Source organism: Butyrivibrio sp. M55 (assembly GCF_900116865.1).
GTDB lineage: Bacteria > Bacillota > Clostridia > Lachnospirales > Lachnospiraceae > Butyrivibrio.
On sequence record NZ_FPCD01000019.1, the window covers coordinates 36498 to 57887 of the forward strand.

Annotated in this window: 19 protein-coding genes; 18 read left to right on the plus strand and 1 reads right to left on the minus strand. The window is 41.9% G+C overall.

Annotated elements, in window-relative coordinates; all coding sequences use genetic code 11:
* Positions 1-8: 8 nt before the first annotated feature.
* The 15 genes from BM398_RS14910 (at position 9) to BM398_RS14980 (ending at position 17798) form a co-directional block, all read left to right on the plus strand.
* Entirely contained in the window at positions 9-1307 is a 1299-nt protein-coding gene (locus BM398_RS14910) for a DUF5716 family protein (protein ID WP_092338776.1), read from the plus strand.
* Positions 1308-1325: 18 nt separating this feature from the next.
* Positions 1326-2180: a hypothetical protein gene (locus tag BM398_RS14915; RefSeq protein WP_092338778.1), complete on the plus strand. Its 855-nt coding sequence runs from the start codon at positions 1326-1328 to the stop codon at positions 2178-2180.
* A gap of 82 nt (positions 2181-2262) precedes the next feature.
* Positions 2263-3450, plus strand: a complete 1188-nt coding sequence (locus tag BM398_RS14920; protein WP_092338780.1) for a hypothetical protein — start codon at positions 2263-2265, stop codon at positions 3448-3450.
* A gap of 456 nt (positions 3451-3906) precedes the next feature.
* Complete coding sequence (locus tag BM398_RS14925; protein ID WP_092338782.1) at positions 3907-4470, plus strand: SprT-like domain-containing protein; 564 nt, start codon at positions 3907-3909, stop codon at positions 4468-4470.
* A 291-nt stretch (positions 4471-4761) separates the two neighbouring features.
* The gene (locus BM398_RS14930; protein WP_092338784.1) at positions 4762-7026 is read left to right on the plus strand and encodes a DUF2339 domain-containing protein; all 2265 of its coding nucleotides are present in this window, start codon (positions 4762-4764) and stop codon (positions 7024-7026) included.
* A 395-nt stretch (positions 7027-7421) separates the two neighbouring features.
* The gene (purF, locus tag BM398_RS14935) at positions 7422-8867 is read left to right on the plus strand and encodes an amidophosphoribosyltransferase (protein WP_092338786.1); all 1446 of its coding nucleotides are present in this window, start codon (positions 7422-7424) and stop codon (positions 8865-8867) included.
* 109 nt (positions 8868-8976) lie between these two features.
* A complete protein-coding gene (gene purB, locus BM398_RS14940; protein WP_092338788.1) occupies positions 8977-10410 on the plus strand; it encodes an adenylosuccinate lyase in 1434 nt (477 codons plus the stop codon).
* A gap of 17 nt (positions 10411-10427) precedes the next feature.
* Complete coding sequence (gene metF / locus BM398_RS14945) at positions 10428-11291, plus strand: methylenetetrahydrofolate reductase [NAD(P)H] (RefSeq protein ID WP_092338790.1); 864 nt, start codon at positions 10428-10430, stop codon at positions 11289-11291.
* Between the two features lie 18 nt (positions 11292-11309).
* Complete coding sequence (locus tag BM398_RS14950) at positions 11310-12350, plus strand: AAA family ATPase (protein ID WP_081670741.1); 1041 nt, start codon at positions 11310-11312, stop codon at positions 12348-12350.
* Between the two features lie 12 nt (positions 12351-12362).
* A complete protein-coding gene (locus BM398_RS14955) occupies positions 12363-13262 on the plus strand; it encodes a DUF58 domain-containing protein (RefSeq protein WP_092338792.1) in 900 nt (299 codons plus the stop codon).
* The gene (locus BM398_RS14960) at positions 13228-13728 is read left to right on the plus strand and encodes a hypothetical protein (RefSeq protein ID WP_092338794.1); all 501 of its coding nucleotides are present in this window, start codon (positions 13228-13230) and stop codon (positions 13726-13728) included. The genes BM398_RS14955 and BM398_RS14960 overlap by 35 nt, the downstream gene beginning before the upstream one ends.
* Positions 13719-14828, plus strand: a complete 1110-nt coding sequence (locus tag BM398_RS14965) for a vWA domain-containing protein (protein WP_092338796.1) — start codon at positions 13719-13721, stop codon at positions 14826-14828. The genes BM398_RS14960 and BM398_RS14965 overlap by 10 nt, the downstream gene beginning before the upstream one ends.
* The gene (locus BM398_RS14970) at positions 14825-15781 is read left to right on the plus strand and encodes a vWA domain-containing protein (protein WP_175531973.1); all 957 of its coding nucleotides are present in this window, start codon (positions 14825-14827) and stop codon (positions 15779-15781) included. Before BM398_RS14965 ends, BM398_RS14970 begins: the two co-directional genes overlap by 4 nt.
* Before the next feature lie 2 nt (positions 15782-15783).
* Positions 15784-16566, plus strand: a complete 783-nt coding sequence (locus tag BM398_RS14975; RefSeq protein WP_175531974.1) for a tetratricopeptide repeat protein — start codon at positions 15784-15786, stop codon at positions 16564-16566.
* A 197-nt stretch (positions 16567-16763) separates the two neighbouring features.
* Positions 16764-17798 carry a hypothetical protein gene (locus tag BM398_RS14980; protein ID WP_092338802.1) on the plus strand — a complete coding sequence of 345 codons (1035 nt, stop codon included), beginning with the start codon at positions 16764-16766 and terminating at the stop codon, positions 17796-17798.
* Positions 17799-17889: 91 nt separating this feature from the next.
* Here BM398_RS14980 and BM398_RS14985 read toward each other — a convergent pair whose 3' ends face one another.
* Positions 17890-18414: a peptidylprolyl isomerase gene (locus BM398_RS14985; RefSeq protein ID WP_092338804.1), complete on the minus strand. Its 525-nt coding sequence runs from the start codon at positions 18412-18414 to the stop codon at positions 17890-17892.
* Positions 18415-18570: 156 nt separating this feature from the next.
* On the opposite strand from BM398_RS14985, the gene BM398_RS14990 reads away from it, so the two are divergent.
* From BM398_RS14990 to BM398_RS15000, 3 genes are all read left to right on the plus strand, one after another.
* On the plus strand, positions 18571-19881 hold the full coding sequence (locus tag BM398_RS14990) for a sensor histidine kinase (RefSeq protein ID WP_092338806.1): 1311 nt from the start codon (positions 18571-18573) through the stop codon (positions 19879-19881).
* Between the two features lie 83 nt (positions 19882-19964).
* Complete coding sequence (locus tag BM398_RS14995; protein ID WP_092336557.1) at positions 19965-20534, plus strand: transposase; 570 nt, start codon at positions 19965-19967, stop codon at positions 20532-20534.
* Complete coding sequence (locus BM398_RS15000) at positions 20498-21352, plus strand: IS3 family transposase (protein WP_304528538.1); 855 nt, start codon at positions 20498-20500, stop codon at positions 21350-21352. Before BM398_RS14995 ends, BM398_RS15000 begins: the two co-directional genes overlap by 37 nt.
* The last annotated feature ends 38 nt before the right edge of the window (positions 21353-21390 follow it).

The window sequence follows — 21390 nt, forward strand, 5'->3', positions numbered from 1 at the left end:
GATATAAAATGCTTTTTGGAAATTCTGAGGAAAGACGTTTTGTACTTGGATATGATCTGGGAGAGAAGGTCTCACAGATAAGCTTTCTTGCATCCGATGCGGATATGCCGGAAACCTTATCGGTGCTTGCAGGATCCGAACTTTATAACATTCCTACCGTTCTTTGCAAAAAAAATGACGTCAACCAGTGGTTCTATGGAAAAGAGGCTGTTCGTCACATAGAGGAACAGGACGGCATTCCGGTTTACGGCCTTGTCAGTGCCGCAAGAGAGGGAAAGCCCGTGGTTGTCGGAGACGGAGAATACGATCCGATAGCTCTTTTGACCCTGTTCATAAAAAGAAGTTTATCGCTATTATCAATGGAACTTTCTCTTGATAATGTCGAGGCGATAATGTTTACCACGAGATCGCTTGATAACAGGATGATCCAGGTTCTCAATGCGGTGACATCGGCACTTGAGTTTAAGACTGAGAATATTTTTTATCAGAGTCACGAGGAAAGTTTCTACAATTATATGTTGTACCAACCTGAAGAGCTCATGAATCATACGGTCGTTGCCTGTGATTTTGATATGGAGACTCTGCGTGTGTACGAGATGAATCTCAATCATAACACGACGCCTGTTGTAGCGACGATTGATGAGAGTACATATGACGACCTTAAGTTTTCCGCAGAGGGCTTCCCTAAGGAGGGCGCGGCTTATCACAAGATGTGCGAGAGGCTTGACGATGAGTTTCTGACTGTTATGCAGAAGGTGTGCAGTGAGAAGATAATTTCTACGGTATTTCTTTTGGGCGACGGATTCAGGGAAAAGTGGCAAAAGAGATCTTTGGAGTTTTTGTGCAGGACCAGAAGAGTCTTTCAGGGAAACAACATGTTCAGTAAGGGCGCGAGCATAGCGGCCAGAGAGAGGATTAAACCCACAAAGCCACTAAAGTTCGTATTCCTTGGCGAAGATAAGCTTAAGTCGAATCTTGGAATAAATCTTTTAAAATGCGGAACTGAAGTGTACTGTGCACTTCTTGATGCGGGAATAAACTGGTACGAAGCTGAGACGGGAATGGATATTATCATGGATCAGAGCGGTATTCTTAATATCCAGGTGACGCCGCTTACGGGCAAGATGCCCAAGATGGTGCAGCTGTATCTTGACGGGCTTGAGAAGAGACCGCCCGGAACCACAAGGCTGAAGATTCTCATGAATATGAATTCTGTCAGCGAAGTGAACGTGAGGGTGCTTGATATGGGATTTGGAGAGCTTTTCCCTTCATCCGGCAAATCATGGGAACAGATCATAGAACTTTAATGAAAGTGGGCAGCAGATATGAATAAACCGATATTGTGCATAGGAACATACGCGCAAACGCCGTTTCATATGGAAAAGATAGGCAGAAATGTCTTCTGTATAGAAGAGCTGTGCTATTGCATCGTTCAGAACGCCTTTTTGCTCGATGAAGAGAGCTTTGGAGACGATCTTTTTGAATGGATTGAAAAAGAGTGCTCGCTGGTGAAACTTGCCGACGAGCTCAAGGGTATGGCTTCAAAAAAGTGTTCTGTTGCGGCTCTTGCGGGAACGATCCTTGATTATGTCGGATATAACACGCGCAAGGAGATTGAGCGGACGGAGAGCATACTTCGTGAAAACGCGGGTATGGATATTTACAGCAAGAAGCTTGCGAGAGCGGATTTCCTTATGCGGAGCGAGAAATACAGCATGGCGTTTAAGGAATATGAGTTTTTGCTTGAGAATACGCCGGACATCGATCTTAGCATCAGGGCAAGGATCGAGCACAACGAAGGTGTGATGTATGCGAGACTTTTTCTTTTCGACAGAGCAGCGGAGCTGTTTATGAAGGCTTATGAAGACGGTAAGAATGAAGAGTCTTATATGCAGTACCTTGCGGCGCTTCGTATGAAAATGACGGATGAAGAGTACGTGAAGTTTGTTGCTGAGGATAAGCAGGCTTACGAGGCTTCTTTGGAGCTTGAGAAGAAGATGGATGAATATTCGGATCTTTATGCCGCAAGTGATGACAACCACGTGATCGGAACGCTCGGCGTATATAAGGCAGAGGGGAAGATGCACGAGTATTATGAGAAGATTGGGGAGCTCACTGAGAGCATAAAGGCGAAGTACAGAGAGACGGTTAAGGAGAAGACCGTAGGCTCGAGGAGATAAGAAATTTCGGACAGTGTATGGATTGTGTGTACGATCTTGGTATGGATAAGTTGTTTGCCAAACATGGCAATGGGAGTAAGATATGGGTTTTCTGGACAAGATTTTTCGTAAGTCCGTGGATGATGAGTGGAAAAAGCAGCAGGCTGAGCTTGAGAACTGGAGCGATATAGTTTATACGAGAAAAGACCTCGATATGAACGATCCGGTTCAGCGAAGGGAATATATAGGAAGCTGCCTTCAGCAGATGGAGGAAGCGGCGAGGGAGCTTGACTCTCTTGAGTTTGAGTACAACGATGTCACAAGTCATTTAAGGGATATGGAGGAGATCAACGCTCTTCCTCCCGAGCAGAGAAAAGAGATTGATGACTGTGCAAGGAAGATTGTCGAAGCAAGGGAATTTCAGGAGAAGTTTGACAAGAGAAAGAGCAGAATGACGGATGAAGAGTTTGAACGAATGGACAGACTCAAGGACAATGCCAAGGAAGCTGCCGAAAAACTTCTCGACGCCGAGACTTTCCAGAAGAAGATAAAGAACGATCTTAAGCGTCTTGATTCTGAGCATGAAGCATACGTTTTCAGAGAAGACGATCTGAACGAAACAATTGAAAACTCGAAAAAACTGACTGTGACTGTGGGAGTTGTTCTCGTGGTCATGATAGTTTTTCTTTTGATACTCCAATTTGCGTTAAAGCTTAATGTTATCTACGGCTATATGATGCTTATTCTTCTTGCGGCGATTGCGATAACCGTGCTCTATGTGCAGAGTACCAACGCACAGGTTGAGCTAAAGAACGTTAAGAAGTCTATATCAAGGCTTATCATGCTGCAGAATCAGGTTAAGGTCAGATACGTAAACAACACAAATCTTCTTGATTATCTTCGCATGAAATACAGGGTTATGAGCTCAACGGAACTTACGGAGCTCTACAACAAGTACCTTAGGGAGCGCAAGGAACGCGAGAAAATCGATGATGCGAGAAGGCTCCTTGATTCAAATCAGAAGGATCTTATCTACATGCTGAGGCATTTCAGGGTGCGTGACCCCGAGATCTGGATTCACCAGGCCGAGGCGCTTCTTAGCCACAATGAAGAGGTCGAGATAAGACACAGCCTCAACGTGCGCCGCCAGTCACTTAGAAAGCGCATGGAATACAACAGGGACATCGTCGCCGGCAACGCCAAGAACGAAGTCGAAGACATGGCACGCCAGTACCCCGAGTACGCCCAGGAAATCCTCGATATGGTTTCTAAGTATGAGGATAAGGAGTGATGTAGGAGAGGTGCACGGGGGGACGAGGTGGTAAGAGGTAATTAGATAGGGAACTCGTTGCGAGATTGAGGGCCTTTGGGCGAAAGCGGAGGATAATTGGTGGCAAGAAAAAGAAGGATATGACTTTTTTGATGGGAGAAGCTAAAAAAGTCATATGAATTTAGGAAGAATCCTTGGTGAGAAAGAGAAATATATGACTTTTTTTGAAGGAAGAAGCTAAAAAGGTCATATGAATTCGGGAATAATCTCTGATGAGAAAGAGAAATATATGACTTTTTTTGAGGGAAGAAGCTAAAAAAGTCATATGAATTCGGGAAGAATCCTTGGTGAGAAAGAGAAAAGCATGACCTTTTTGAATGAAATAAATAAGAAAAGTCATATAGGGTATTTTTTCAAGATTAAGTTGTCATGAATAATTCAGGCTATTTTATTTAACGGTTATTGGTATTTTTGATTATGAAAGATTTTGATTATTTAAGGGAACAATGCATTCAAGAGGTTACTTGCCTTGGTATAGAGCTTGGCAAGATTGCCTTGTGGTCTGTAAACAGAAGAGCTAAGACTCGCTGGGGATTGTGCAGGTTAAAGAGGGACGGAAGTTATGAGATAGAAATTGCAGAGTGCTTGCTCGTTGATGACAGGATTTCGGAAAAAGCCTGCAAGGAAACAATCATTCATGAGCTTCTTCATACCTGCAAAGGTTGCATGCGGCATACGGGAAGATGGAAGCAGTATGCCGAACTTATGAATCGTGCTTATGGTTATAATATAAAACGAGTGACCGAAGGCTGTGAGAAAGGCGTTGAGAATCATAAAGTTTCAGAAATGGCGGTAAAGTACGTGTTCACCTGCAGAGGTTGCGGCGCCACAATCTATCGCAAGCGCGACAGCAAGTTTACAAGGAACTATCGGCACTACGGCTGTGCCAAGTGCGGAGCCGTAGCATGGTCGAGGAAGACTGTGAATTCAAGCGCATCTGAGGTGGCTTCATATATAAATATGATTAGGCCACAGGAATAGGAATGTAAGAGGTTGTGAGAGATTTAATTGCTCATAGACTGCTTATTTAGATAAAGTTTTACAATGAGCAGAAGTGAGAAGCAACTGCCTATATCAAGAAAATAGGAAACATAAATGACAGAAATACTATTACACCGTCCGGATCGAAGAATCGTTTCAGGCGGTGTTTTATTTAAGAAAACATTGATTGAAAGTGTAAGGAAAGGCTGCCGCACTAATTAGTGCGATTGCCCACCGCTAACTTTGATCAGCTTTTTCGGATATACTTGCAGAATAAAAGGAGATTATTTTATGGGACAAATAGAAGAATTGGAGAGAGAACTTGAGTCGATCAAGTATCAGGTTGGGCAGATTCAACTTGCTTTATCCCGGGTATCGCATGTTGTTGCGGATGTTAAAGCGGAACAGAACGGAATGCATCAGCAGTTGCAGCAGGCGAATATGCAAATAAGATCTATGCAGCATCAGCAGCAGATGCAAGCAAATATACAACCGCAACAGGCGCAAACAAATATGCAGTCACAGGGAGTGCAGTATCAATATCAGCGGGTGCAGAGTCAGATTACACCTCAGCCAATGCAGAATCAGTCGCAGGCACAATTTGCAAATCAACCTATACAGAATCAGCCGCAGGCACAATTCGCAAATCAACCAATGCAGAATCAGTCGCAGGCACAATTTGCGAATCAATCTATACAGCCTCAACAGCCATTTCAGAATTATGCGGCCGGAAAGAAAAATTCTACAGAGTCGTGGATTGGTAAGCATTTGATGGGAGTTCTTGCAAGTGTATTGGTTTTCATAGCACTTATTTTGTTTGCAAGTCTCATAATTCCTTACCTTAACGATGCTGTCAAAATTGGAATGATGTTTACGGTTAGTATTGCGCTTACAAGCTTTGCATTTTATGAGCACAAAAAGCGGCCGGATAATACCTTTTTTACGGCCTTGCTCGCATGTGGACTTGGTTGCAGCTATCTGTCGATACTCGTGACCAGAATTTACTTCAAAGCTATCAGTGACGTTATCATGTACGTCCTCTTGCTTGTCTGGGGAGGAGTTATTCTGAACATGGGCAAAAAAGAGAGCAGACTCTTTCAGGCTATCGGCAATTCGGGCTACATTATTTCTGCGCTTCTTGCATGGAATATGGAAGATAAGGCCATGGTTCTACCTATTTTGATTTACCTTATCGTTATGGGTGCTGCTTTCCAGTATAATTTCAGGAAGAGCTACGGACAGCGAATAGTGCAAAGTTGCATAAATATGGGAATTATACTTTATTTTGCAACAAGGATCGGAAATAATGTTGAAAAATGCGTTCCGCTTACTGTTTCTGCAATTCTTATTGTGGTTATAAGTGCTGTATATTTTGCATGTTCAATTTATGGAGAAAAGCTGATAAAAGATAAGAATAGATTCTTTTTTGCTCCTGTAAGTGCGGTTGTATTCTATGTTTCATACCTTCTACTTGCGGATTGCTTAGATTTGCCAAAATGGATCAGCCTTACGGTGTTCTTTGCGGTTGCGGTTATTGCGGAAGTTGTAGCTTTTATGCAGCGGAGCGAAGTCGAGGACGATACAGTATTACTTTTGAAAAACATTTGGATAATTGCCTGGTTCGCCGTTGCCGAGTTTGCTACTTTTATTTTATATAATGATTTTTTCAACACCGGAGCTCTTTTCGTTGCACTTCTTCCGTTGGCTGTTTATGGCGCAAAGAAGGAACACAATCTGTTTAGAAATCAGGCGCTTATATTGGCAGCACTGATGACGGCGTTGGAAGTAGCGGATAAACTGAATATTGTTTTCTGCTCGGTAGCACTGGTTTATGCGATTATTGTTGTGGCAATGGAAGGATTTATTGTCAATAAGTCTGTTTATTATAAAACCATTTATTTTATCTATGTTCAGGTATGTATCGCGCTTCTCTTTTGCACTGTTTCGGACAAATACACGCATTATGACAGTGAATTCAGGCTTATGTTTACAATAATTCCAATGGGAATATTTAACGCGCTTATGCGAGTGCTTAAGTTTGACAGGGACGACAACGGAATAAGCAACAAGTCGGTTCTGCTGGGGCTCGATGTTATAAATGCGATAGGGATACTGGTAGGACTTTATAACATTATTGAGATTGACGGGGCTCTTCCTCAGGGAATAAATATTGCCTTTACGACAGCATTGGCTTGCATTAATATTCGCAGACATTTTGCAGGAAGCAGTGGCGAAAAACTTTACGCGGGAATCAAGTTTGGAATCATTCTGCTGTTTTCACTTATCGCTTATGATGCGGCTGGATATATCATCAGCGTTGCAACTCTGGCCTTTGCAATACTGTGCATATTTATTGGATTCAACAAGATCTTTGGGGCAAAAGAGCTCCGAATATATGGACTTGTTCTGTCTATGATATGTGTTGTTAAGTTCATCATGATCGATATTACTTATGAAAATACAATCGGACGCGCAATAAGCTTCCTCATCAGTGGAATACTGTGCTTTGCAATCAGTGCACTCTACAACCATTTCGAAAAACAAGGCCAAGACTAAGGAGATTGCTTTCAAGAGGAAAAATGTACTGTAAATTTTGCCATAATCTACGCTGTGGGCATATAAGGGCGGTTTTTTAGTATTTGAGTATTTTGTTTCATTCAAGAGTATAAAAAATTAAAGGCGTTTATTCCGTTTTCGTTCCACTGTTTGAGCCCGCTTGCGGGCGAGTTTGGAACGAGGAATAAACACCTTTAATTTTTTATACCTTGAATGTCAAAATACGAAATAACTAAAAAACCGCCCTTATATGCCCACAGCGCAATTCATAGCACAAATTTAGCTCCTGCCTGACAATGTATAAAGCCAATAAGTTCTGATTGAATCGGGCTTGATATAATGTTAAAATGTTCGGTGTTTGAGGTTATTTTTTTCTTTAAAAACAAGGAGAACAAATGAATTACGAAGGTAGGACTGAGAATTACAAGCGTCTTGGTGAAGAATGCGGAGTTTTTGGTATGTATGATTTTGACGGTGGTGATGTAGCCGGCTCTATATACTACGGACTCGTTTCACTTCAGCACAGAGGACAGGAAAGCTGCGGTATTGCCGTTAGCGACACGAACGGACCGAAGGGAAAAGTGACAAGCCATAAGGATATGGGACTTGTAAATGAAGCTTTTACCCCGGAGATATTGGACACTTTAAAGGGAGACATCGGAGTAGGCCACGTAAGATACTCAACTGCAGGCAGCAGCACACGTGAGAATGCGCAGCCGCTTGTTCTAAACTACGTAAAAGGCACCTTGGCACTTGCACATAACGGTAACCTTGTCAATGCACCGGAGCTTCGTCATGAGCTCGAATACACAGGTGCGATCTTTCAGACAACAATCGATTCAGAAGTAATTGCATATCATATTGCCAGAGAGAGACTTGCGACAAAGTCTGTAGAAGAGGCAGTTGGAAAGGCTATGCTCAAGATAAAGGGAGCGTATAGCCTTGTTATCATGTCACCGAGAAAACTTATCGGTGCAAGAGATCCTTACGGATTTAAGCCCCTTGTTATAGGAAGAAGAGAGAACTGCTACATACTTGCTTCCGAGACATGCGCGCTTGACACAGTCGGAGCTACTTTTATCCGTGATGTTGAACCGGGTGAGATAGTTACTATTTCTCCGGAATTCGGAATTCAGTCCGACAAGAGCATGTGCATTCCAAAGGAAAAACATGCAAGATGTATTTTTGAATATATTTATTTTGCCCGTCCCGACAGCACAATCGACAACATCAGCGTATACGACGCCAGAATTGCTGCAGGTAGATTCCTTGCAATGGATTCACCTATCGATGCGGATCTCGTTGTAGGCGTTCCCGAGTCAGGTAATGTTGCGGCACTCGGATATGCAATGCAGTCAGGAATTCCTTACGGACAGGCATTTGTAAAGAACTCTTATATAGGAAGAACATTCATTAAGCCCAAGCAGAAGAACAGAGAATCAAGCGTTCAGGTTAAGCTCAATGCACTCGGAAGTGCGGTTGAGGGCAAAAGAATCATCATGATCGATGACTCTATCGTAAGAGGAACAACTTCAGACCGTATCGTAAGAATGCTTCGCGATGCCGGTGCAAAAGAAGTACATATGAGAGTAAGTTCACCTCCGTTCTTGTGGCCCTGCTATTTTGGAACCGACGTTCCTGCAAGAGACCAGCTTATCGCTTATAATAGAAATGTCGATGATATCTGCAAGATAATCGGAGCGGATTCACTTGCTTATCTCGGAATAGAGAGACTTGAAGAGATGGTTGGCGGAAACCTCGGCATCTGTAAGGGATGCTTTACAGGTTCTTATCCCGTTACACCACCTACAGAGGATATCAGAGGAGAATTTGAGAAGTAAAAAATCCGGCGGTAGCGTTCTATGTTGGAAATTAGCAGAAAAGATTCGCTATTAAATTGGATATAAACATAAGTGTCAGCAATACAGATATAGTTTCAGGAGGAATGAAATGAGTACAGATCGTTATACAAGCCCCTTATCGGAGCGTTATGCAAGTAAAGAAATGCAATATATCTTTTCACAGGATATGAAGTTCAAGACATGGAGAAAGCTTTGGATCGCCCTTGCTGAGATTGAGAAAGACCTCGGTCTTAACATCACTCAGGAGCAGATCGATGAGCTCAAGGCTCACCAGGATGACATCAACTATGATGTTGCAAAGGCAAGAGAAAAAGAAGTTCGTCACGATGTAATGAGCCATGTTTACGCATACGGCCAGCAGTGCCCCAAGGCTAAGGGAATTATCCACCTTGGCGCAACAAGCTGCTACGTTGGTGATAACACAGATATCATCGTAATGACTGAGGGACTTAAGCTTGTAAGAAAGAAGCTCGTTAACGTTATCGCAGAGCTTTCAAAGTTTGCGGAGGAATATAAGGCACAGCCTACACTCGGCTTTACTCATTTCCAGCCTGCACAGCCTACAACAGTAGGAAAAAGAGCAACACTCTGGCTTCAGGATTTCACGATCGATCTTGAGGACCTTGATTATGTTCTTGATAATATGAAACTTTTGGGTTCAAAGGGAACAACAGGAACACAGGCTTCTTTCCTTGAACTCTTTGACGGAGACCTTTCAAAGGTTGATAAGCTTGATCCCATGCTTGCAGAAAAGCTTGGATTCAAGGGATGCATGGCAGTTTCAGGTCAGACATACAGCCGTAAGATTGACATGAAGGTACTCAATGTCCTTGCAGGAATTGCTTCTTCTGCAACAAAGATGGCACAGGATATCAGACTTCTTCAGCACCTTAAAGAAGTTGAAGAGCCTTTTGAGAAGAGCCAGATTGGTTCATCTGCAATGGCATACAAGAGAAATCCTATGAGAAGTGAAAGAATCTGCTCACTTGCAAGATACGTGATCATCGATACTCTTAATCCCGCTATCACAGAGGTTTCACAGTGGTTTGAGAGAACTCTCGACGATTCTGCAAATAAAAGAATTTCAATTCCTGAAGGATTCCTTGCAACAGATGGTATACTTGATTTATGTATAAATGTAGTTGACGGTCTTGTTGTTTATCCTAAGGTTATTGAGAAGCGCCTTATGTCTGAGCTTCCTTTCATGGCTACAGAGAACATCATGATGGATGCTGTTAAGGCAGGCGGAGACAGACAGGAACTTCATGAGAAGATCCGTGAGCTCTCTATGGAAGCAGGTAAGACCGTTAAGGTTGAGGGAAAAGACAATAATCTTCTTGAACTTATTGCTGAAGATCCCGCATTCCCTCTTACAATCGAGGAACTTAAAGCATCGATGGATCCTACAAAGTACGTTGGATGCAGTGCTCATCAGGTAGATAAGTTCCTTGCTGAAGTTGTTAAACCTATATTGGAAGCAAACAAGGAAGACCTCGGCCTTACAGCTGAGATCAATGTTTGATACCGATCGGAGACAATATGAAAATAAAAGACATATTAAACAGTAAAGATGTGACCTTGTCTTTTGAAGTTTTTCCGCCAAAGACAGACGATAAGTACGCTGATGTCGAGAAGGCTTCGGCAGAGATCGCTGCGTTAAAGCCTGACTTTATGAGCGTTACTTACGGAGCAGGCGGTGGAACAAGTAAGAATACGGCCAATATTTCGGCTGATCTTCAGGATAAGTACGGAGTTACCGTGCTGTCACATCTTACATGTGTATCGTCTACAAAAGAGGATGTTAAGTCCATGATTTCCGTTTACAAGGAAAAAGGAATCGAGAATATCATGGCACTTAGGGGGGACATTCCGAAAGAAGGACGAGTTTGCTATGATTATGATCATGCGACACAGCTTATAAGCGATATTAAGTCGCTTGATGAAAATATATGTATCGGCGGAGCGTGCTATCCCGAAGGACATGTAGAGTGCGCAAGACAATCTGAGGATATCATCCATCTAAAAGAAAAAGTGGATGCGGGATGTGATTTCCTTACAACCCAGATGTTTTTTGACAACTCTACGTTGTACCAGTTCCTTTACAGGATCAGGGAAAAAGGCATTGATGTTCCTGTTCTTCCGGGAATCATGCCGATAACTAATGCAAGACAGGTGGCAAGAAGTGTAGCTCTTTCAGGTTCAACCATTCCGCAGAAGATGAAGATAATGGTTGATAGGTTCGCAGATGACCCTGAGAAGATGAAAGAGGCAGGTATAATCTATGCCTGCGATCAGATAATAGATCTCATTTCTAACGGGGTTAGCCACATACATGTTTATTCAATGAACAAGCCTGATATTGCGGCAGGTATAATGCGTAATCTTGCGACAATCATAAAATAATAAAAGGGGAGTATAGTGATGGACGGAAATGTACATAACACTACTGAGGAGCTTTCAAGAAAGACTCCTTCAAAGAATAATATAAATGAAATTGACTTTGCTTATTCACAGGAAGTTATCAGAAAAATGTCCGATTACTTTGATGAGAAAGTAGTCGGACAGAAACAGCTTAAATTTTCTCTTATCGCATCTATTCTGGCGGACGGACACATTCTTATCGAGTCCGTTCCCGGTCTTGCGAAAACTACTGCGGCTAAGGCTATTTCTGATGCCGTAGACGGAAAGTTTGCGAGAATTCAGTGCACTCCGGATCTTCTTCCGGCAGATATCATCGGAACACAAATCTATAATCAGGCAACTTGCAAGTTCGAGACTATGCTTGGACCTGTATTTGCCAACTTTGTCCTCCTTGATGAGGTCAACCGTTCAAGTGCAAAGACTCAGTCTGCAATGCTCGAAGCCATGCAGGAGAAACATGTTACTATCGGCGGAAAGACTTACAACATGCCGGAGGACATTTTTATTGTCATTGCAACTCAGAACCCTATTGAGCAGGAGGGAACATATCCTCTTTCTGAGGCGCAGACGGACAGATTTTTGATAAAAGAGGTTATTACATATCCTACAGCTGCTGAGGAAGTAGAGATTTTAAAGAGAATAGAATCCGGAGTAATATCGGAGAAAACAGATCCGGTACTTACAATTCAGGATATAAATAAAGTTCAGGACATTGCTGATCAGGTATATGTTGACGAAGCAGTGAAGTGGTACATTTCAAGTATTGTTGTTGCCAGCAGAAGAGCAAACCAGATACCCGGATTTGAACTTGGTAAATATGTGAGAATCGGTGTAAGTCCGCGTGCATCTATTGCGTTCCTTAAGATGGCTAAGGCTGCCGCTCTTATGATGGGAAGAACTTACGTAACACCTGAGGATGTAAAGGTGGTAAGACATCAGGTATTAAGACACAGGATCGGTCTTAACTATTCGGCTGTTGCAGACAATATTTCTGTTGAGACGGTAATTGACGGAATCGTAAATTCTGTTAAGACTCCGTGATAGAGTGCGGCTATGAATATTGATTACGAATACTTATCTAAGATAAGGAGAGCGGTAGCTCTTTATACAAACAAGAAAACTTCAAATATTCTGGACGGTGATTTTCACTCCATTCATAAGGGAAGAAGTATGGAGTTTGAAGATCTTAAAGAGTATGCACTCGGCGATGAGGTTCACGATATCGACTGGAAGTCTTCTTCAAGAATGGGAAAGACGCTTGTTAGAAGGTATATGACCGACAGAAGGCACAATGTAATGTTTGTGTGCGACTGCGGCAAAAAGATGACGGGCGATACTCCGCGAGGTGAGTCAAAAAAAGAAGTTGCGCTTCTTACTTTCGGAACGGTCGCATATCTTACAGATAAGAACGGAGCTGATTTTTCTATGGCATTTCCCAAAGGGGATACATCGGAGATTAGTATGTTCAAGGCGGGAACCGAGCATATCGAGAGACTCATTTACGAGTATGAGAAATATATTGATAAGGACAGCAGTATTTCTTTTGAACAGTGCATAAAAAACGTCCTTAACTGCGTACACAAGAGGATGATCGTTATCCTCATTACCGATATTGAGGGGCTCACATCAGTAAGTGAGAGTACGCTCAAGGCGGTTGCCTGCAACAACGACCTTATGGCTATGTGCGTTGAAGACGCCATGCTGACAGGGGATAACGTGTTTGACAACGAACTTGGGCACTATGAGAAATGGTTTCTTTCTCATAATGAGAAGCTCAGGAAGCAGGAGCTTGAGTACAGGGAAGCTGCGGCAAACAGCATAGCAAGCAGCAGTAAGCAGAGCAGAACATCGGTTATCTCGCTTTCGGGTTCGGATGAGATAATCGATAAGACAATAGTTTTATTTGAAAGGCACAGACATGGAAACTACGGTTACATTAAGACCACCATTTGAATATAGTCTTTGGGTTTTGCTGGTCGGAATCGTTATTTTTGCGGCCTTTCTTTTTGTGTTTATTTGGGTGCTTTTAAGAATACTTGGAATCGAGAGAAACCAGAGCGATCCTTCTGCTAAAAAAGACAATCGTTTCAGCATCAGCAGCGGTTATCAGTACATAATGAAACAAAAGTATATCGCGCAGATCCAGATGCTTAAGAATGATTATAATAACGGCAAGGTGAGCCAGAGAGAAGGCTTTCAGAGGCTCAGTCTTTTGATCAGAGGTTTTATACACGATGTTACGGGAATCAATGTTGAAACGGCGACTATCCGTGATGTAAAAAAACTTGGTATCAAGCATTTGGATAAGCTTATGGAAGAGTATTACGTTCCGGAATTTGCGGAGGACGGAAGACCGATATCCAAGGAACTTTCGGAATCCTGTGAAACGGCAATGGGAGTGATCAGAACATGGACATAATGCATAAATGGGTCATCGTTTTGGGAGTCTTGGTAATCGCCGGAATATGTTTTTTGCTTTATAAATACAGCAAGAAGATAACGAATGAATTTAACGGTGGGCTACGAGCCGCCAATACCCAGAGAATCAGATCCAGTGAGTTATATATTGAGTTGTTTAAACAGTACCGCATAATCAGGACAGTTCTGATAGCGGGACTTATAATATGCATGCTTTCGTCTTTTATTCTTATTTCAAGACCGTTTAAGTCAAAAGAAGTTGTCAACGGTGTGAAGAAAAGAGATATCATAATTTGCCTTGACGTATCTTATTCGCTCTATGACCTCAACTCAGAGATCACAGAGTATATAAAAGGCGTGGTAAAGGGACTTGAAGGCGACAGGATAGGAGTGAGCATTTTTAATACTTCATCTGTTACATATGTTCCTCTTACGGATGATTATGATTATGTTGTGCAAAAGCTCGATGAGCTTGATGAGTATTTTAAGCTTCAGAAGGATATGTACGACAATTTTTACAATAAATATCAGTATCTTACGGACATGACGGAAGAGGAAAAAGAGAAGTTCTATGAGCTTGATGAGAAGCTTTCCTACTACGAGGCGGGAACTTTGTACCGTTCCGACACAAAGGGATCGTCGCTTATAGGAGAAGGGCTTGGCTCTGCGCTTTATTCTTTTCCCTATATAGGAGAATCGGACAGAACCCGCGTTATCATCATGTGTACCGATAACGAGCTGAATTCGTACTATCCTGAGATAATGAATCTTAAGGACGCATCAGAGGCGTGCAAGAATAATAAGACTACAGTATTTGGAATTTTCCCTTCGGAGGATAAGTTCTATCTGCCTGAGGAATACAGCTACAAGGCATGCTCTTCGGAATTTCAGAGCGCGGTTGAGAATACCGGCGGAAAGTTCTATGTAAGAACGGACGAGCATCCTGTTTCCGAGATCGTTCAGGATATCCAGAAGCAGGAAGCAATGATGGTAAAAGTTGTTTCATCAAGAGAAAATGTTGATATACCGGAAGCTGCATTTATATTGCTTCTTTTGGGAATTGTCGTGTTCTGCGGAGCAGGATGGGTGTTGCAAAAATGATTATAAGACCTATTTTACCGATAGCGTTCCTCCTCATAATCTTTGCGGTATTGATCGCGATAACGGTCTGGGGAGTTGTCAGAACGAGTGTCGAAAGAAAAGACAAAATATTTACCGTGCTTAGGCTCGGAATTATATACATCCTGGTGCTTATTATCGGGTTAAGGCCCATGACTGCGGATGAGGAATACGAGTTTTCCACAAGGAATCTCGATGTTATCTTTGTTGTGGATACCACGATCAGTATGTGGGCGGAAGATTATTACGCCGGCAACAGGATAGACGGTGCAAAGAAGGATGCAAAGCAGATCATAGACGAGCTTGCGGGAAGTAACTTTGCGCTTGTGACGTTTGACGATCAGTCTCATGTTATTTCGCCGTGCACACAGGATATGGAGCATGTTAAGACTCTTTTGGATACGCTTGCGCCTCCCGGATATGAATACGCGGGCGGAAGCGATATGTCTTTGCCCTACAAGGATCTTGAGTCGCTGCTTCTTTCTTCTTCAAGGAAAGAAAATAGGAAAAGCATAGTTCTGTTTATGAGCGACGGTGAGATTACAAACGGCAATGAGCTTACGTCTTATGAGGCTTTGAAGCAATATGTGGATTCGGGCGCAGTTCTCGGATACGGCTCTGCAAACGGCGGAAAGATGAAGATTGACAATACGTACATCTATGATGATGCCGAGGGAAAAGAAGCCGTTTCTTACCTCAATGAGGATAATCTTAAGAGCATTGCGGGCAACCTCGGGGTTGAATATCACAATATGAACAGCGGAAGTAAAGGACTTAATAATACGATTAATGTGATAAAAGAGACTTCAAAGACCATAACCGAGAAAGAGGATGGGATGGAGAAGTATGTCGATCTTTACTTCTGGTTTGCCATACCGCTCGTTTTGGCGCTCATTGCGGAACTGTGCATATTTAGCATAAAAGGGAGGTTATGAGTATGAAAAAAACACCTCTTAGATATATCTTTTTGTTGGTATTTTCGCTTATTATCTGCATCGCAGGTGCTTCGATAGTTACAAGGGTTTTGGCTAACAAGGTTTTTGTAAAAAGATATAACGCAGGGAACTATGATACTAAGCTTGAGGAAAAACTTTTGCTTCTGAACTTTCCTGAGAGTTACACTCCTTTCTACAATCTCGGAGATGCGTATTACAAGCAGGAATGCTATTCGGAGGCTGCAAGCTACTTTACTGAAGCGCTCAAAATGTATCCTCCCGAAGAAAAAGAGTGTTCTATAAGGATAAATCTTGCTCTTTCGCTCTGCTACACGATAGATTTTTCGGACCTTTCAAGTCAGGATAAGATCGATACGGCTATTTATGTTCTTTATAAGGCGAGGGATACGCTTCTTGAGAACGGATGGGCGGTTGAAGAAGGCGATAACTTTAGGGATGCCGATGCCCAGCAACTTAAAGAGGACATTGATAAAATGCTTGAGAAGCTTGAGGATCCTGAGAATTCAGGCGACGATCAGCAGGATAACGAAGAGTCTTCCGAACAGGAAAAGGAGGATTCTTCAAGCGACGATAACAAGAGTAGTTCAAAAGAGAAGCGGCAGCAGGATGAGCTTCAAAAGAGTAAAGAAGGTGCTATGAAAGAGCGACAGGAAGCCCAACAAAGCGCCGACGGTGAGAAGAAAGCCCAAGAGAAAGAAGGGCAGGAAGGCGCAGCCGGCGGACAGGGCGGAGAAGGCGCACCGCAAAACATAAAACAGTGGTAAATTGGACCTTTTTGGGGGATGTTGATTTAAATCAGCATCCCCTTAACTTAATTAATTTAGGATTTTTTGCATATTTTAGCCCTTAAAATGTTATTTTTAACAAAAGAAACATACATAAATGTACAAGATGATGTATAATGTTACTGTAATTTGGAATATTTTGTAGTGAAAAAGTATTGCGAAAGGGGATAAAAAATATGAAAAAGAGCATATCGGCTATCTTAGGTGTTGCGTTGACGCTTATTGTCGTAATGGCCGGAGCGCTTGCTTTTCCTGTGACTGCGAAGGCTTCAGAGATGACATTTACAGGCAAGATTGACGACAGGACTACAGCTGAGAAGATGTATCTTTCTACATCCGGTGGAACAGTAGAAATTAAAATCGATGATTCAACAGATAACAGTGAGGCTAAGTTTTTCTTCCCGGGAACCAAGGTTTCTGTTACTTGTTCTACAGGAAGTGACGGTTACTGGCACGCAACTTCAATCAAGAGTGAGGTGAAGCCCGGAAAGGCCGAAGTTGATTCGAACAAAACATCTAACGTAAAAGGTAAGATCGCAAAAGGAACAACAAAAGAGATGATCTACCTTAAGACTAATGACGGAACAATGGAGATCAAGCTTGATCCCGAGACCGATCTTAGCGGTGTAAAATGCATTATGATCGGCAGAGAAGTTGAGATAGTATGTGCAAGAGGCAGTGATGCATATATGCATGCGGTATCTGTGAAGGACAAAGCAACCAATGCTTTATCAAGTGCAAATGTTGCAAAGTACGGAAGCGGAGTAAGAGGAACCGTAACAGACCAGACTACTTCAAACAAGCTTGTTATCAAGACTTCTGAAGGTAAGATGGAATTTGCGATCGACGGCAATACAGATGCATCGGAAGGAAGAGCTATTTTCCCCGGAACTAATGTTACTGTGTACTTCTACAGAGGAAATGATGCTTGGAACCATGTTTCAAAAGTCGTAAATGAGAATGACAGTCCGTCAGCTACGGTTACTGTTGATGAAAGATCCAAGGCTACCGTTACAGGCAGAATCAAGGACAAGACAAAAGAGAGTACGCTTTATCTTTCAACCAAAGAAGGAACAATGGAGATAAGACTTGATACAAACACGGCATTCAACAACATTCCGTTCCTTATGGAAGACAAGAGAGTAGTGGTTACTCTTGCAACAGGATCTGACGGATATAATCATGCATTATCGGTTTCTCCTGAGTGGTAATATATAGAAGATAATTTGGGTAAAAAAATTCCCTGCTTACAGTAAATATTGTAAGCAGGGATTTCTTTTTCTTTATTGCAATAAATACAGTTTAGCGTGATTTCTCAGGTTCGGGATAATCTACTCCGAAAGTCTCAACAGTAACTGTCTTCATAACCTGAGGCGCCTTTGGACGATCGTTCCAGTCTGTCTCAGTCTCGGCAATCTTATTTACAACGTCCATTCCCTCTGTAACCTTACCGAATGCAGCGTAGTCGCCGTCAAGGTGAGGAGAAGTCTTGTGCATGATAAAGAACTGTGAGCCTGCTGAGTTGGGCATCATTGATCTTGCCATTGAAAGAACACCCTCAGTGTGCTTAAGATCGTTCTTAAATCCGTTTGATGAAAATTCACCCTTTATTCCGTAGCCGGGGCCGCCCATTCCGCTTCCTTCGGGATCTCCGCCCTGAAGCATGAAGCCCTTGATTACTCTGTGGAAGATAAGTCCGTCGTAGAAATTCTTTTTGATAAGTGAAACGAAGTTATTTACAGTGTTAGGTGCGATCTCCGGATAGAGTTCAGCCTTTATGACATCACCGTTTTCCATTGTGATTGTAACAATAGGATTCTGTGCCATTTTTTTCCTCCTGAAAAATGTTATTGTGTTAGAATTAAACACTTCTGCAAGTATAACATAAAGGGAAGAAAAGTGAAAATGCAGGGAAAATATAGATGATATTTCGTGAATAAATGGATATAATAAAATCATAACCTGTTAAGAGGAGATGAGTGAGTGGAACTTAAATATTTCTTTACCGATGCGGAATTGTGGGGCGCGATGTTCTGTATGCTGGCATCTGTTTACTTATTTTTGGGCCGCACAGTTATCAAAAAAGAGTATAGAGCTCTTTCCATACTTGAGCTTACTGTCGGAATCTTGCTGTTTTCCGACGGTCTTGCGTGGTATTACAGAGGCGTTCCGGGGGAATTTGCGCGCGGAATGGTCATCGGGTCTAATTTTGTGACTTTTTTGATGAATCCCGTAATCCCGATATTTGTCTCAATCTATGTGATCCTTTCTGTGTATGAAGGGAAAAAAGATTACACGATCTTTTATGCAATCGCCGTTATTGCGATATTCGCTGAGATTATGTTCCTTTTTTCGCAGAGAAGCGGATATATCTACAGAATCAATCCCGATACAAATTTATACGAGAGAGGTCCCGGATTCCCGCTGTGGACTTTCGTAAATATGTCTGAAGCTTTGATATGCATTTTGTATCTGACATACAAGCGCAAGAAGGTTGAAAAATGCAGGTTTATTGCGGTGTTCTGTTTTATACTTCTTCCGATTCTTGCGGCTGGACTGCAGGTGTTTGTTTACGGCTATTCTTTATATAATATGGCCTGCCTTGCGAGCGCACTATTCATGCTTGCTCAGGCAATACAAGATAATTCCAAGAATTTATTGAAACAGCAGGTGATGATAAGCACCAAGGAAAGCGAATTGTCCAATTTAAGGAACAAGATCGCACTGTCCCAGATAAGGCCGCAGTTTATCTATTCGACGCTTGATTATACGAAGGAACTGTGCGAGCGAGATCCCAAGAGGGCAAAAGACCTTGTTTCATGGTTGTCTGAGTATATTAAAGGCAATAAGGGTTTTTCTGAAAAAGATGAGATGATCATGTTTTCGGGCGAGCTCGATCACACAATGACGTTTCTTGAGATTGAGAAGGCTGTGCTTGAAGATGCTTTTGAAGTAGAGTATGACATAAGGGAAAAAGACTTTGAGCTGCCTGCACTTACGCTTCAACCCGTCGTTGAAAACGCAGTAAGACACGGCATAAGAAAGCTTGCACCCGGAACCAAGGGAATTATAAAGATAAGCACTTTACGTGGAAACGGATATATCAAGATCGAGGTAAAAGACAACGGAGTAGGCTTTGATACGGGTGAGATCACGGACAATCCCGATTATGAATCGGAAATGCATGGCTTAAAGAACGTAGAGGAACGCCTGCGCATAATGGAAAACGCCGAGATGCATGTTAAGTCGTATCCCGGAAGGGGTACTACGGTGGAGATTATTATTCCGGTGTGAAAGATAAATAAAGAGGATGTGGCATCCATTGTTGGTGATATGTACCCTCTTTACTGGACAAACCAGTAAGGAGGGTATTTTTTATGCGTTATGATTATGATTTTAAGAGAAAATGTGTTGATTTGTTTAGAACAGGTGTCTATCCCAATACTCCCGATGGAATTTCACAAGCCTGCTTCAGGAACAAAGTTCGCGAGTGGGCTAGAATTGAAGATGCTCTAGGGCCAGAGGCATTAAAACCTAGACATATTCAAAAGAAATGGTCGACAGAAGAAAAATATGAATTGGTATGCCAAGTTTTAGCTGGAAGTTCATATCTAGCAGTTGCTCTTTCTAATGGAGTTAAGGATTCAATATTAAGAAATTGGGTTCGCAAATATAAGATTTATGGTTACAATGGTCTTATCCCAAAACAGAAAGGGCGTAAATCAAAGAATTCCAACATGAAAAAAGTAGGAACAAGAAAGCCACCAAAACCTAATGAGTCTGAATATGAAGAACTAATCCGATTAAGAGCTGAAAATGCATACATGAAAGCTGAAATCGAAGTAATAAAAAAAGAGATCGCCTTGAGAGAAGAAAAGGAAGCTGCGCGACTCAAGGCGAAAAAGCAGCAATCATCAAGGAACTCCGAGAAAACGGATTCCAATTAAAATATCTCCTTAAGGCTATGAATATGGCCAAATCAACTTACTATTTTGAGATTAATAAGAAAGATGTTGTTGCTGAACGTAATCAAGAAATACTGAAAGAAATACAAAGTATTTTTGAGTCAAACAAGAACAGGTATGGGGTCAGACGAGTCCATCATGAATTGATAAACCGTGGATATAAGATAAATCATAAGCGAGTTCAGCGTCTTATGCATGAAGCTGGATTAGTTGGGAAACGACCAAAAGAAAAATATCATTCTTATAAGGGTGAAGTGGGAAAAATTGCTGATAACGTGATAGATAGAGATTTCAGTACAACTGCGCCTTTACAAAAATGGACAACGGATGTATCTCAGTTTAATTTTTCATGGGGTAAGTGTTATCTATCGCCAATTTTAGATATGAATACAAATGAAATCATTTCCTATGACTTATCTAAGAGCCCTAATCTTGAGCAGATATCCAGAATGTTAAATAGAGCATTTGATAAATTTCCTAATCTCAGCGGCCTTATATTCCATTCTGATCAAGGCTGGCAGTATCAACATATTTATTATAGAACTGCTTTACAAGAACATGGAATTATTCAATCCATGTCTCGAAAAGGTAACTGTTATGACAATTGTATTATGGAGACTTTTTTTGGTAGATTAAAAAACGAGATGTATTATGGTTTCGAAAAAGACTATTCTTCTTTTGAAGAATTCTCAAAAGCACTTGAAGAATATATAGATTACTACAATAACAAAAGAATTCAGGTCAAAACAAAATGGATGCCACCTGTGCAATACAGGATAGCATCCATGTGTTTGGCTTAGTTCATAAATATGTGTCCAGGATTCTGGGTACATATCAT